Origin of the sequence: Intrasporangium sp. (assembly GCF_036566125.1) — a bacterium.
In the GTDB taxonomy this organism is placed as follows: domain Bacteria; phylum Actinomycetota; class Actinomycetes; order Actinomycetales; family Dermatophilaceae; genus Intrasporangium.
This window is the reverse complement of record NZ_DATCWX010000072.1, coordinates 1-12605: the sequence shown is the minus strand read 5'-3', so window position 1 is coordinate 12605 and position 12605 is coordinate 1. Positions and strand designations below refer to the sequence as shown.

At 69.9% G+C, this 12605-nt stretch carries 13 protein-coding genes and 1 pseudogene; 11 read left to right on the top strand and 3 right to left on the bottom strand.

Features of this window, described 5'->3' with window-relative positions; translation table 11 throughout:
• Positions 1-1471, top strand: a 1471-nt coding sequence (locus tag VIR15_RS04235; protein WP_331926226.1) for a molybdopterin-containing oxidoreductase family protein, incomplete at its 5' end; no start/stop codon positions are given.
• Positions 1472-1546: 75 nt separating this feature from the next.
• Here VIR15_RS04235 and VIR15_RS04230 read toward each other — a convergent pair.
• Positions 1547-2392 carry a GNAT family N-acetyltransferase gene (locus VIR15_RS04230; RefSeq protein WP_331926225.1) on the bottom strand — a complete coding sequence of 282 codons (846 nt, stop codon included), beginning with the start codon at positions 2390-2392 and terminating at the stop codon, positions 1547-1549.
• Between the two features lie 132 nt (positions 2393-2524).
• On the opposite strand from VIR15_RS04230, the gene VIR15_RS04225 reads away from it, so the two are divergent.
• A complete protein-coding gene (locus VIR15_RS04225; protein ID WP_331926224.1) occupies positions 2525-3130 on the top strand; it encodes a carboxymuconolactone decarboxylase family protein in 606 nt (201 codons plus the stop codon).
• A gap of 9 nt (positions 3131-3139) precedes the next feature.
• Positions 3140-4018, top strand: coding sequence for an RNA polymerase sigma-70 factor (locus tag VIR15_RS04220; protein WP_331926223.1), 879 nt, complete (start codon positions 3140-3142; stop codon positions 4016-4018).
• Here the strand turns inward: VIR15_RS04220 and VIR15_RS04215 are convergent.
• Positions 4015-4824, bottom strand: coding sequence for a methyltransferase domain-containing protein (locus VIR15_RS04215; protein WP_331926222.1), 810 nt, complete (start codon positions 4822-4824; stop codon positions 4015-4017). The genes VIR15_RS04220 and VIR15_RS04215 overlap by 4 nt on opposite strands.
• A 163-nt stretch (positions 4825-4987) precedes the next feature.
• Here VIR15_RS04215 and VIR15_RS04210 point away from each other — a divergent pair, with 163 nt between their 5' ends.
• The 8 genes from VIR15_RS04210 (at position 4988) to VIR15_RS04175 (ending at position 12177) form a co-directional block, all read left to right on the top strand.
• On the top strand, positions 4988-6754 hold the full coding sequence (locus tag VIR15_RS04210) for a proline--tRNA ligase (RefSeq protein WP_331926221.1): 1767 nt from the start codon (positions 4988-4990) through the stop codon (positions 6752-6754).
• Positions 6751-7506 (top strand): HAD family hydrolase, encoded by a 756-nt coding sequence (locus VIR15_RS04205; RefSeq protein ID WP_331926220.1) that lies wholly within the window; start codon positions 6751-6753, stop codon positions 7504-7506. Before VIR15_RS04210 ends, VIR15_RS04205 begins: the two co-directional genes overlap by 4 nt.
• Complete coding sequence (locus VIR15_RS04200; RefSeq protein WP_331926219.1) at positions 7491-8288, top strand: TSUP family transporter; 798 nt, start codon at positions 7491-7493, stop codon at positions 8286-8288. Before VIR15_RS04205 ends, VIR15_RS04200 begins: the two co-directional genes overlap by 16 nt.
• An 87-nt stretch (positions 8289-8375) precedes the next feature.
• Entirely contained in the window at positions 8376-9827 is a 1452-nt protein-coding gene (locus tag VIR15_RS04195) for a ferredoxin reductase family protein (protein ID WP_331926218.1), read from the top strand.
• Positions 9828-9891: 64 nt separating this feature from the next.
• Positions 9892-10311 carry an FMN-binding protein gene (locus tag VIR15_RS04190; RefSeq protein WP_331926217.1) on the top strand — a complete coding sequence of 140 codons (420 nt, stop codon included), beginning with the start codon at positions 9892-9894 and terminating at the stop codon, positions 10309-10311.
• 10 nt (positions 10312-10321) lie between these two features.
• Complete coding sequence (locus VIR15_RS04185; protein WP_331926216.1) at positions 10322-11101, top strand: FAD:protein FMN transferase; 780 nt, start codon at positions 10322-10324, stop codon at positions 11099-11101.
• Between the two features lie 46 nt (positions 11102-11147).
• Entirely contained in the window at positions 11148-11612 is a 465-nt protein-coding gene (locus VIR15_RS04180; protein ID WP_331926215.1) for an ArsR/SmtB family transcription factor, read from the top strand.
• Positions 11545-12177: an SRPBCC domain-containing protein gene (locus VIR15_RS04175; protein WP_331926214.1), complete on the top strand. Its 633-nt coding sequence runs from the start codon at positions 11545-11547 to the stop codon at positions 12175-12177. Before VIR15_RS04180 ends, VIR15_RS04175 begins: the two co-directional genes overlap by 68 nt.
• 161 nt (positions 12178-12338) lie before the next feature.
• Here the strand turns inward: VIR15_RS04175 and VIR15_RS04170 are convergent.
• A pseudogene (locus VIR15_RS04170) lies at positions 12339-12605 on the bottom strand (hypothetical protein); the annotation flags it as partial.

Sequence of the window (12605 nt, the reverse complement as noted above, 5' to 3'; positions counted from 1 at the left end):
GCGGTGCCGACCCGTGCTCGAGGTCCTCGCCAGCGCGTGCCGCGAGCTGGAGCCGTCCGCGGCCGAGCGGATCACCGGGGTGCCGGCGGACGACATCATCGCGGTGGCCGAGACGCTTTGGAGCGTCCGACCCGTCGCCTTCTACGCGTGGAGCGGTCTCGAGCAGCACGGCAACGTCACCCAGACCGTCCGGGCAATCGACATCCTCTACGCGCTGACCGGGTCGCTCGACCGACCGGGCGGCAATGTCCTGTTCACCAGCGTCCCGACCCATGGGATCGACGGGGCGGAGCTGTTGCCGGCCGAGCAACGTGCCAAGACCGTCGGACTCGCGGACCGGCCACTGGGACCGGCCAGGTTCGAGTTCGTCACCGGTGAGGCGCTCTTCTCCGCTGCCCTGGACGGCACTCCCTACCGCATCCGGGGACTGGTCAACTTCGGTGCCAACCTCGTCATGGCCCATGGCGACACCGCCAGAGGCCGCGACGCGCTGCGCGCGCTGGACTTCATGGTCCACGCAGACCTGTTCCTGAGCCCGACCGCCGAGCTGGCAGACATCGTCCTCCCGGTCACGAGCGCCTTCGAGGCCGAGGGGCTCAAGGTCGGCTTCGAGATCAGCCAGGAGGCACAGTCCCTCGTGCAGCTCCGCCGACCCGTCTCGGTCCCGCCGGGCGAGGCTCGATCCGACCTCCAGGTCGTCTTCGCCCTCGCGCATCGACTTGGTCTGGGCCGACACTTCTGGGACGGCGACGTCGATGCCGGGCTCCGACATCAGCTCGCCCCGAGCGGCGTCACGCTCGAGCAGTTGCGCGCCCAGCCGGCCGGCGTCCGGCTGCCCCTGACGACCCGGCACGAGAAGTACGCCGAGTCCGAGGGCTCCCGGCCACGCGGTTTCAACACCCCCTCGCGCAGGGTCGAGCTGTTCTCCGACGTCTTCGCCGAGCATGGCTACGCACCCGTGCCCGAGTTCGTCGAGCCGGCGCTGAGCCCGGCATCCGATCCTGACCTGGCGCAGCGGTTCCCGCTCGTTCTCACCTGCGCCAAGTCGCTCTGGTTCTGCGAGACACAGCACCGCAACATCCCGAGCCTGCGCAAGAGCGTCCCCGACCCTCCTGTCGAGCTCCATCCCGCCACGGCCGAGGCGCGCGGCATCAGCGCGGGCGACTGGGTCCGGATCTCCACTCCCCACGGTGAGATCCGGGCGCGGGCCAAGTTCAACGCGAACCTCGCGACGAACGTCGTATGTGCCCAGCACGGCTGGTGGCAGGCGTGCGACGAGCTGGGACTGCCCGGCTATCCGCCCTTCGGCCGCGACACATCCGGTCCCAGTGCGAACCTCAACCTCGTGCTGCGCCAGAGTCCCGGCGACCCGATCAGCGGCAGCCCACCGATGCGCGCCTCCCTCTGTGACGTGGCACCACTGGAGTCAGGGGTGCTGCACACGGCCCACGGCACCCTTCCGATCGAGTGAACAGCTTCGGGGTGGTCCGGACCTCGAAAGTCGTTCACTCGATCGTGGTCGCCCGCCGACCTCGGGACGGCCGCCTCAGGAGAACGCGACGGTGATGTTGTCACCGATGCGCCGGTAGCCCATCGCCTGGTAGATCTTGTTGCTCGTCGGGTTCGCCAGGTCGGTGTAGAGCATGCAGCGCTCGCCTGCCTCCATCCGCTCCGAACTGAGCGCGGCGACGACCCCACTGGCGTAGCCGCGCCCCCTGAGCTCCGGCGGGGTCCACACCCCGCTGACGCGCGTGACGCCGCCGCTCGCCGTCGATGCGTAAGCCATCGAGACCGGCTGTCCACCGTCGATCCACAGGCCGACCCTGCCCGCCGAGACGTGCCGCCCGAGCGCTGGCGCCGAGCGGGGCCGGGCCTCGATGGCGTCGACGAAGTCCTGGGCCCACCGGTCGACCAGCGCTTGGTCGTCCGGGCGGGCGTGGCGGTACTCGCCCGGGACCGTGAAACGGAGCACCGGTCGGGACGGCAGGTCGAAGGCGCCGACCTCCATCTCTGTCGTGGCCGTGACACCGGTCCGCGTGACCCAGACGTCGCGGAACGCCTCGGCCGGCTCCCGCATGCCTCCGACCCCTGGCAGCTCGTCCCCTTCCGCCGCGAGGCGATCAGCGAGGTCGCGGGCCTGCTCAGGCGTGGCCAGCCCGATGTGGAGCCCGAACGGCGGCGTGTGCATGAAGGCTGCGACGACCTCGTCCTCCTCGCGAGTCCCGGCCCACCATCGCGGGCCGGTGTAGCGGGACGGCTCGGCGATGCACACCTCGGTCACGCTGGCGACCACCGAGAGCGCGATCGGCTGGCGTTCGATGAGCGCGGCGAACCACGTCCTGGCCTCAGCCGGGTCGTGCGTGCACTGGAACGAGATGGAGGTCAGCGGCATACGGCCCAATGTCCCAGCATCGACGACAAGCGGCACCTCGTTTTGTCAGCCGACGAGTGTCACGGACGTCGGACGGTCGGTGTCTCCATGTCAACGGGTCGATCCGAGACCTGCACAGACCAAGGAGGAGACATGAACGACACCACGCGGATTCCCGCAGTCGAGGTCACGGGCGTCTACGGCACGCTGATGAAGGTTGGTGCCCGTCGGCTCCTTGGCAAGGTGCCCGACTCGCTCGGGGTCATGTGGCACAACCGCCGCGTCATGATGGACCTCATGGCGGTCGGGCGGAAGTCCGAGAAGTGGGATGTCCTGGACGCCAACCTCGCGTCCCTCGCGTCGATGGCCGCCGCTGCGAGCATCGGCTGCAGTTTCTGCCTCGACCTGCACTACTTCATGTCCCGCAACCACCGGCTCGACGAGACCAAGGCCCGGGAGGTGCCGCGCTGGAGGGAGTCCACGGTCTTCACCCCGATCGAGCGGCGTGTCATGGAATATGCCGACGCGATGTGCCAAACGCCCGTCGCGGTGACCGACGAGCTCTCGGACGCGCTCCTCGCCGAGCTCGGGCCTGCGGCCCTGCTCGAGCTGAACGCCCGGGTCGGCCTCATGAACGCGACGGCTCGTGGGAACGTCGCGCTCGGCATCCGCTCCGAGCACTTCTCGGACGCCTGCGGCCTGCCGCCCCTGCCACCGGTGGCGTCCCAGCCGCAGCCGTCCGACGTCTCGCGCGCCTAGGCTCGTGTGATGGATGCCGACCCGTTCGTCACCCACCGCCCGCTGCTTTTCACCATCGCCTACGAGCTGCTCGGCTCGGCGGCCGACGCCGAGGACGTGCTGCAGGAGTCCTGGCTGCGGTGGTCGAACGTCGACCGGACCCAGGTGCGCGACCCGCGCGCCTACCTCGTGCGCATCGTGACACGGCAGGGCCTCAACCAGCTCCGCGCCGTCGCGCGGCGGCGTGAGGACTACACGGGCGAGTGGCTGCCCGAAACCGTGCTGACCAGCCCGGACGTGGCCGAGGACATCGAGCTGGCGGAGAGCCTGTCGATGGCCATGCTCACCGTCCTCGAGACGCTCGGGCCGACCGAGCGGGCCGTCTTCGTGCTCCGCGAGGTCTTCGACGTGCCCTACGACGAGATAGCGGACGCCGTCGACAAGACGCAGGCCACGGTGCGCCAGATCGCCCGCCGCGCGCGGCAGCACGTCGCCGCACGCCGCCCTCGGATGAGCGTCGACCGCACGGAGCAGGAGCGTGTCCGCGACCGGTTCCTCCAGGCGTTCAACACCGGCGACCTGCAGGGACTCATGGACGTCCTCGCCCCTGACGTCGTCGCGGTGTCCGACGGCGGCGGGAAGGTGCGCGGGGCGGCGCTGCGACCGCTCTTCGGGGCCGAGCGGCTCGTCGCGTTCCTGCAGGGCAGCCTGGCGAAGTACCCCGAACTCCATCCGCAGGCCAGGGCGGCCCGGGTCAACGGCGGGCTCGGCGTCCTGCTCGAGGTGGGCGGCGAGATCGCCGCGGCGGTCTCGCTGACCATCGAGCAGGGGCGCATCACCCGGGTCTACTCCGTGGCCAACCCCGACAAGCTCGACTGGCTGGACCGGGAGGCCTCGGTGGCTCGCTAGGGCCGCCGCACCGTGGCGACCAGCTCGCCGTGCGTCATGGCGAACCAGGCATCGGGGTGTCGCGACCACGCCGTCCAGTCCTGACTGATCCGCTCCAGGTCGGCTCGGTCGGCGAGGCCGCGGTCGATCGCCTGGCTCGCGAATCTCGACTCGAGGCTGCGACGCGCCCAGACCCCGCCCCACCACGCGATCTGCTCGGGAGTCGAGTACGTCCACAAGGACGCCGAGGGGGCGAGGTCCTCGAGACCTGCCGCGTGGGACCACGCGAGCAGCCGCCGCCCGGCATCGGGCTCCGCGTGGTTGGCTCGCGCGAGCCGGCGGTAGAGATCGAGCCACTGGGTCATCCCCTTGGACTCGGGGTACCAGACCATCGAGGCGTAGTCGACGTCCCGGAACGCCACGATGCCGCCCGATCGGGTGACCCGGGCCATCTCCTGCAGCGCGTCCACGGGGTCGACCAGGTGCTGGAGGACCTGATGGGCGTGTACGACATCGAACGCGCCCGTGTCCCAAGGCAGCTCGTACACGTCTCCGCGCAGGAACTCCGTCCGTGTGTCCCCACGGGCGGCCGCGTTGCGGCGGGCATCGACGAGGGGTTCCTCGACCGGCTCGATCCCGATCACCTGTCCGGTCCCGACCGCCTCGGCGAGGTCGAGCGTGATGGTGCCCGGGCCGCAGCCGACGTCGAGCACGGACGCGCCCTCGCGCAGGTGGGGGAGCAGGTATGCCGCTGAGTCGGCGGCGGTGCGAACGCCGTGGGACGCGATGACGCTGGGATGGTGGCCATGGAGGTAGACGTCGCCCATGACGCACGACGTTAGGCGCAGCCCCGGCGCCCGCTGGGCGCCGTCCGCCTGGTGACCCGTGGGGGCACCCGCTGCTGGAGAAACGGAAGCGAGCCCAGCGGCATACGCCAGATATCCTTCCGTCGTCAACCTCCCTGCCCACCACGTCCCGAGGAGCCCGCCCGTGGTCCTGCACATGTCGTCCCTGTTCCTGCGCACCCTGCGCGAGGACCCGGCGGACGCTGAGGTCCCGAGCCACCGGCTCCTCGTCCGCGCCGGCTACATCCGTCGGGTCAGCCCGGGCATCTACACGTGGCTGCCGCTCGGCCTGCGCGTGCTGCGCAACGTCGAGCAGGTCGTCCGCGAGGAGATGAACGCCATCGGTTCCCAGGAGCTGCTCTTCCCGGCCCTGCTGCCCAGGGAGCCCTTCGAGACGACCGGCCGGTGGCTGGAGTACGGCGACAACATCTTCCGGCTCAAGGACCGCAAGAAGGCCGACTACCTGCTCGGGCCGACCCACGAAGAGATGTTCACCCTCACGGTGAAGGACCTCTACTCGTCCTACAAGGACCTGCCGCTGTCGATCTACCAGATCCAGACGAAGTACCGCGACGAGGCCCGCCCGCGCGCCGGCCTGCTCCGCGCGCGGGAGTTCGTCATGAAGGACAGCTACTCGTTCGACATCGACGAGGCGGGCCTGGACAAGAGCTACCAGGCCCACCGCGACGCCTACGTGCGGATCTTCGACCGTCTCGGGTTCCACTACGTCATCGTCGAGGCGATGGCCGGTGCGATGGGCGGGTCCAAGAGCGAGGAGTTCCTCGCCACCGCCGAGGTGGGCGAGGACACCTACGTCCACTGCACCAACTGCGGCTATGCCGCCAACGTCGAGGCGGTCAAGGTCCCGGTCCCCGAGCCGGTCGGGTGGGACGGGGTGCCGGCTGCCCATGCCGAGGACACGCCAGACACGCCGACGATCGAGACCCTCGTCGCCCACCTCAACGAGCACTTCCCGCGCTCGGACCGCCAGTGGGTGGCCGGCGACACGTTGAAGAACGTCGTCGTCACCCTCGTCCACCCCGACGGCACTCGCGAGCCGCTGGCGATCGGCATACCCGGCGACCGCGAAGTCGACGAGAAGCGGCTCGGTGCCCAGGTCGAGCCGGCCGAGGTGGAGGCCTTCGACGAGAAGGCGTTCGCCGAACACCCCGGGCTCGTCAGGGGCTACATCGGCCCCGGCGCGCTCGGGACCGAGGGCACGACGGGCATCCGCTATCTGCTCGACCCTCGGATCTCCGAGGGCACGCGGTGGGTGACCGGCGCGAACGAGCCGGGGCGCCACGTCCTCGACCTCGTCGTCGGGCGTGACTTCACCGGTGACGGGACGATCGAGGCGGCCGAGGTGCGCTTCGGTGACCCCTGTCCGAACTGTGACCACGTCCTCGAGGGGGCGCGCGGCATCGAGATGGGCCACGTCTTCCAGCTCGGCAAGAAGTATGCGGAGGCGCTCGACCTCCGGGTGCTCGACCAGAACGGCAAGCTGACGACGGTCGTGATGGGGTCCTACGGCGTCGGCGTCTCGCGTGCCGTGGCCTGCGTCGTCGAGGGCAACTACGACGACTCCGGCATCATCTGGCCTCGTGAGCTCTCGCCGGCGGATGTCCACATCGTGGCCGCGGGCAAGGACGAGTCGCTCTTCGCGGCCGCCGAGGACCTGGCGCGTGAGCTCGAGGCGCGGGGTCTGACGTGCATCGTCGACGACCGCCGGGGCGTCAGCCCGGGCGTCAAGTTCAAGGACTCCGAGCTCATCGGGGTGCCGACCATCGTCGTCGTCGGCCGCGGCCTCGCCGAGGGGAGGCTGGAGATCAAGGACCGCCGCTCGGGTGAGCGCCGCGAGGTGGCTCTGGACTCTGCCGTCGAGTCGGTGGTTGCCGAGGTGCGGGGGTCGTGACCGAGACCGGATCGGCGTCCGCCCACCCCCGCAGGGCGCCCGTCAGGGCGGTCATCTTCGACTGGGGCGGCACGATCACACCGTGGCACACGGTCGACCTGCGTGCGCAATGGACCGCCTTCGCCGACGGCGCGGGTCTCGGGGCGCGCTCGCGCGACGAGCTCGTGAGCGCGCTGTATGCCGCTGAGGACCTCGCCTGGAAACGTGGCCGCACCGAGGGGCTGAGCGCGCGGCTCCACGAGATCCTCGAGTCGTGCGGCCTGCCGCACGGCGACGCCCGGACGGAGGCCGGCACGGCGGCCTACCGTGCCTTCTGGGAGCCGCACACTTTCACCGACCCGTCCATCGGTCCACTCTGGGAAACACTGCGGGCCAATGGGATCCGGATCGGCGTGCTGTCCAACACGATCTGGGACCGCGACTACCACCGGGGCATCTTCGAGCGTGACGGCGTGCTTGACCTCATCGACGCAGACGTCTACTCGAGCGAGGTGCCCTGGGTGAAGCCCCAGGCCGAGATCTTCGCCCATGCAGCTGGTGCCCTGGGAGTCGCCGCCGAGGAGTGCGCCTACGTCGGAGACCGCTCCTTCGAGGACGTGCACGGTCCGCAGCAGGTCGGGATGCGGGCCATCTGGATCCCGCACTCCGAGATCCCGGTCGACCAGCAGGTGTCGCATGAGGCGACTCCCGACGCCATTGCGCACGACCTCGTCGACATCGCGACGATCGTCGACGCGTGGAACCTCCTTTGACGGAGGACCTGACACCGGGCGTCATCGCCCTCCTGGGCGTCGCTGCGCTCGCCGCGGGCTGGATCGACGCGGTCGTCGGTGGCGGCGGCCTGATCCAGCTGCCTGCCCTGCTCATCGGGATCCCGTCCGCGACCCCCGCGCAGCTGCTCGCCACGAACAAGGTCAGCTCGATCTTCGGCACGGCGACGAGCTCGGTGACCTACTTCCGGCGCGTGGGCGCCGACCTCCGGACGGCGCTGCCGATGGCGGGGGTCGCCTATCTCGGGGCCATCGGCGGCGCTGTCATCGGGCTGCACATCCCGAAGTCGGCGTTCTACCCGATCATCCTCGTGCTCCTCGTGGTCGTCGGCGCCTACACGATCCTGCGGCCGGATCTTGGCCGGGAGTCGATCAAGCGGTTCCACGGGCACAAGCACGTCGCGCTCGCGATGGTCACCGGCTTCGTCATCGGCGTCTACGACGGGGCTCTCGGTCCAGGTACCGGGTCGTTCCTCGTCTTCGCTCTCGTCGGGCTGCTCGGGTACACCTTCCTCGAGGCCAGCGTGAAGGCCAAGATCGCCAACTTCGCCACCAACCTCGGCGCGTTGACCGTCTTCGCCCCCGGCGGGCACGTCCTCTGGCAGGTCGGCCTCGTCATGGCGGTGGGCAACATCGCGGGAGGCTACATCGGGGCCCGCACGGCGGTCGCGCGGGGCAGCGGTTTCGTCCGCGCCGTCTTCGTCATGATCGTCTCGGCGTTCATCATCCGGATCGGCGGCAGCCTCCTCGGCTTCTGGTCCTGATCCGGACGGGGTGCGAGCAGCGCCACTCACACACGGGCCAGTAGAACCGCACAGAAGACCCACAGGGCCCGGTCGAAGAGTCGACGCATGACGAGTCCCTCGACCCAGGCCAGCAACGCAACGTCCCCTTTCCCGGGGGACCCATCGGGCGCCGAGCTGGCGGAGCGTGTAGAGCTCAACCGGGTCCCGGCGTGGTGGCGCGATGCCTCCGCGATCACCGCGTGGGCGCTCATTCTCCTCGTCGTCGGCCTGTGGCTCGGGGGCGGCGCGTTGGGCGAGCGGGGACTGATGGGTTCCGCCTCTGATGCTGTGACCAGCGTCGGGCGTCTCAGCGGCCTGCTCGCCTCGGTTCTCATCCTGATCCAGGTCGCGGTCATGGCCCGGATCCCCTGGGTCGAGCAGGCGTGGGGACAGGACGAGCTGGCCCGGGTGCACCGACTCGTCGGCTTCACGTCCTTCAACCTCATGCTGGCGCACATCGCGCTGACGATCCTCGGCTACGCGATGGGCACGGGAGCCGGGGTGATCACCACCTTCCTCGACGAGGTGCTGGGCTCGCCGGGGATGCTGTTGGCCCTGGCCGGCGCGGTTGCTCTCGTGATGGTCGTCGCCACGTCCGTCCGGAGGGCACGCGCTCGGTTGCGCTACGAGTCGTGGCACCTCCTGCACCTCTACGCCTACCTCGGTGCCGGGCTGGCGCTTCCGCACCAGCTGTGGGCGGGCCAGGACTTCCGTGCCAGCACCGTCGCGACCGTGTTCTGGTGGGGGCTGTATGCCGCTGTGCTCGCCTCCGTCGTCGCCTTCCGTGTCGTCCTGCCGCTCATCCGCTCCCGCCGTCATGCGCTCGTCGTCAGTGAGGTGGTGGCCGAGTCGCCAGACGTCGTGTCCGTCGTCATGGAGGGTCGCGATCTCGATCGGCTGCCGGCTCGGGCGGGGCAGTTCTTCCAGTGGCGCTTCCTCGGTGTCCCGGGTTGGACGCGGGCGAACCCCTACTCCCTGTCAGCGGCTCCAGACGGCCGGACGCTGCGGATCAGCGCGCAGGTCGTCGGCGACTCATCCGCGCGACTCGCGCGCCTGCGACCCGGCACCAAGGTGCTCCTCGAAGGGCCCTACGGACGGCTCCACGCCGGGGTGGCGGTCCGGGAGAAGTGGCTGCTCATGGGCGCGGGCATCGGCATCACTCCGCTCCGAGCCCTCCTCGAGGAACTGCCGGCGGGGGCCGACCGGACGGTGGTCCTGTATCGCGCGGGCAGCAGGGACGAGCTGGTTTTCACGGACGAGCTGGTGTCGCTGGCCGAGTCCAAGGGTGCTCGAGTGCTCTCCGTGCTCGGTCACCGCGCCGCCAGTCGCCACAGCTGGCTCCCCGAGGGCGCGGCCCACGTGGACGACGCTGAGGCACTGCGCACGATCGTGCCCGACATCGCCGACCGCGAGGTCTACGTGTGCGGCAGTGCGCGCTGGATGGACCTCGTCATCCGTGCCGCCCGGGAGTCAGGGGTGCCACCCAAGGCCATCCACCACGAGCGCTTCAGCAACTGAACGAACCCGACCAGGGTCCCCCGGACCGACCCGAACCCGCCGCAAGCCCGACGAGGAGACCACCATGCGACGCATCACTTTCTGGGTCATGAGCACGTTGACCGTTCTGGTCCTGCTCTTCAGCTATCACACGTCGCGATCCTCCGTCGCGGCGGTGCCGTCGTCGACGAGGCAGTCGGCGGCCACCTCGAGCTCGCAGTCGGGATCGTCCGGCACGTTCGTCGGCGGGGAGGTCATGACTCCCTACGGCGTCGTCCAGGTGCAGATCACGGTCGAGGGCGGCCGAATCACTGCTGCGGACGCGATCCAGGTCCCCATGGCGGACCGGCACGACCAGATGATCAACTCGCAGGCCGTGCCGATCTACAACTCCGAGACCGTCGATGCGCAGTCGGCCACCATCGACGCCGTGTCCGGGGCGACCGTGACGTGGGAGGGCTACACCTCCTCGCTTCAGTCGGCCATCGACCAGGCCAACCTGTGAGGTGCGCGCCATGACGACACCGACGATGACGAGCCCTGCGGCACCTATGGAGCGCAAGGCCTGGGTGGAGCAGGTGATGGGCATGCCGGTGAGCATCCACCTGCGCGGTCATGAGCTCTCGCGACCGCGTGCCGTCGAGGCCGTGCGCGCCGCCTATGCCACCTTGCGACGGCTGGACGGCATCTTCTCGACCTACCGGCCGGACAGCGAGGTGATGCGGCTGCAACGAGGGGAGGTGTCGATCGGGCAGTGCTGTGTCGAGGTACGCGAGGTGCTCGCCATCGGTGAGCAGGCCGAGCGGCGGACGGGCGGCGCGTTCACGACGCTCCTGCCGACCGGGGCAGGGGAGCTCGCCTTCGACCCGACCGGGCTGGTCAAGGGCTGGGCCGTCGATGTGGTCGCGCGAGAGCTGGCCGGCCTGTCCGACGTCTCGTACTGCATCAATGCCGGTGGGGACCTGCTCATCGGCGCCCACCCGGATGTGCCGCTCAGCGGCTCCGGCTCGATCAGTTGGCGGGTGGGGATCGAGGACCCACGAGACCGGTCGGCGATCGTTCGAACGGTCCCCATGACGCACGGAGCCGTCGCGACCTCTGGCACGGCGGCCCGTGGCGCCCACCTGTACGACCCGGCCACCGGCGAGTACGTCGGTCGGTCAGGCTCGGTCACCGTCATCGGCCCGGAGCTCGTCTGGGCAGACATCTGGGCGACCGCACTGTTCGTCGGCGGCGAGCCGGCCCGTGAGGCCTTCGCCCTGGCAGCGCCCGACTACCTGTCGACGGTTCTGTAGTAATTTCGGTCTTGACTTAATTAAGCCATGATGAAAATACTAGAGCATGCACGCGCTCGACGTCCTGGGTGACCCGGTTCGCCGGCGGCTGCTCGTCCTCCTGTCCGAGGGAGAGCTGTCGTCAGGTGAGCTGGCGCGGGTCATCGGCGACGAGTTCGGCATCTCGCACCCTGCCGTCTCCCAGCATCTGAAGGTGCTGAGGGACAACGGGTTCACCACGGTCCGCGCCGAGGGCACCCGGCGGATCTATGCAGTTGACCCCGCTCCGCTGGAGGAGCTGGACATGTGGCTTTCGCACTTCCGGGCCTTCTGGTCGCAGCGACTCGATGCCCTGGGCACCGAGCTGCGGCGCGGCCGACGAGCCACCACCTCGCAGACGCCGGTGACACCGGCTCCACCCGACAACCCCGAACGAGACAACACACCCGACAAAGGAGTTCCCCATGGAAACGCTCAACCGTCTGGACCAGCTCGAGGCCGTCGACCGCGCCGTCGCGACGGGAACCCGTGACGGTCAGGAGACGAAATCGGTCGTCCTCACCCAGACCTACGCGGTGCCGCTCGCCGACCTCTGGGACGCCTGCACCCGGGCCGAGCGCATCTCGCGCTGGCTCATGCCGGTCACCGGCGACCTGCGAGAGGGCGGCCACTACCAGCTTCAGGGCAACGCCGGCGGCACCATCGAGGAGTGTGTGCCGCAGGATCGCATCCGCCTCACCTGGGAGTTCGGCGGCATGGGCGTCTCCTGGGTCGTCGCCACCTTCAGCACGGAGGGCGAGGGGTCCCGGCTGCGCGTCGAGCACATCGCGCACGTCGACGAGCGGTGGCCTGACTTCGGTCCCGGCGCCGTCGGCATCGGCTGGGACATGATGCTGCTCGGCCTATCGATGCACCTGATCACAGGTGAGCACCTGGACGACGCCGAGGCGCTCGAGTGGCAGATGAGCGCCGAGGGCCTCGAGTTCATGAAGCGCAGCGTCGCCGCCTGGACCGAGGCACAGATCGCATCGGGCGAGGACCGTGCCTCCGCCGAGGCTGCCGCGCAGAGGTGCCTGGCCGCCTACACCGGAAGCTGATTGCCTGGACGCGCCCCGCGCCTCAGTCGTGTGTGCTCAGTGGTGGGACGGTTGACGGGAGGGGTTGCCTGTGGCGTGCGGGCAAGGCGCCCGGGGCGGGTGCCTCGTCCCGTCAATCGTCCCCTGCCGTATGCCGCTGGACCGGCTCCTCGTCGGTCGCCTCAGGTCAGCGCTTGGCTGAGTTCCTGGGTTGTCGTCACCGGGCGATCGCAGACGAAACCACGGCAGACGTATGCCGCTGGGTGACCTCCCACAAGAGGGCGATCCGCGAGCAGGGGGATCCCGGCCGCATCAGGCTCCCCGTGGACGAGTACCAGCCCCGGGCTCGACGCGAGCCACGCGGTGCGCGCCAGAGCGGCGCCGGTCGGCCCGTCGCCGACGATGGCGACCTGGAGGGGCCCGGCCGCGAGGGCCTCCGCGACCGCGAG

Bases quoted from the DNA above. Each gene is read 5' to 3' on its own strand.
- VIR15_RS04230 (WP_331926225.1), bottom strand. From the start codon at position 2,392: ATGCCGCTGACCTCCATCTCGTTCCAGTGCACGCACGACCCGGCTGAG.
- VIR15_RS04175 (WP_331926214.1), top strand. From the start codon at position 11,545: ATGGAAACGCTCAACCGTCTGGACCAGCTCGAGGCCGTCGACCGCGCC.
- VIR15_RS04220 (WP_331926223.1), top strand. From the start codon at position 3,140: ATGGATGCCGACCCGTTCGTCACCCACCGCCCGCTGCTTTTCACCATC.
- VIR15_RS04180 (WP_331926215.1), top strand. From the start codon at position 11,148: ATGCACGCGCTCGACGTCCTGGGTGACCCGGTTCGCCGGCGGCTGCTC.
- VIR15_RS04215 (WP_331926222.1), bottom strand. From the start codon at position 4,824: ATGGGCGACGTCTACCTCCATGGCCACCATCCCAGCGTCATCGCGTCC.
- VIR15_RS04195 (WP_331926218.1), top strand. From the start codon at position 8,376: ATGACGAGTCCCTCGACCCAGGCCAGCAACGCAACGTCCCCTTTCCCG.
- VIR15_RS04185 (WP_331926216.1), top strand. From the start codon at position 10,322: ATGACGACACCGACGATGACGAGCCCTGCGGCACCTATGGAGCGCAAG.
- VIR15_RS04225 (WP_331926224.1), top strand. From the start codon at position 2,525: ATGAACGACACCACGCGGATTCCCGCAGTCGAGGTCACGGGCGTCTAC.
- VIR15_RS04190 (WP_331926217.1), top strand. From the start codon at position 9,892: ATGCGACGCATCACTTTCTGGGTCATGAGCACGTTGACCGTTCTGGTC.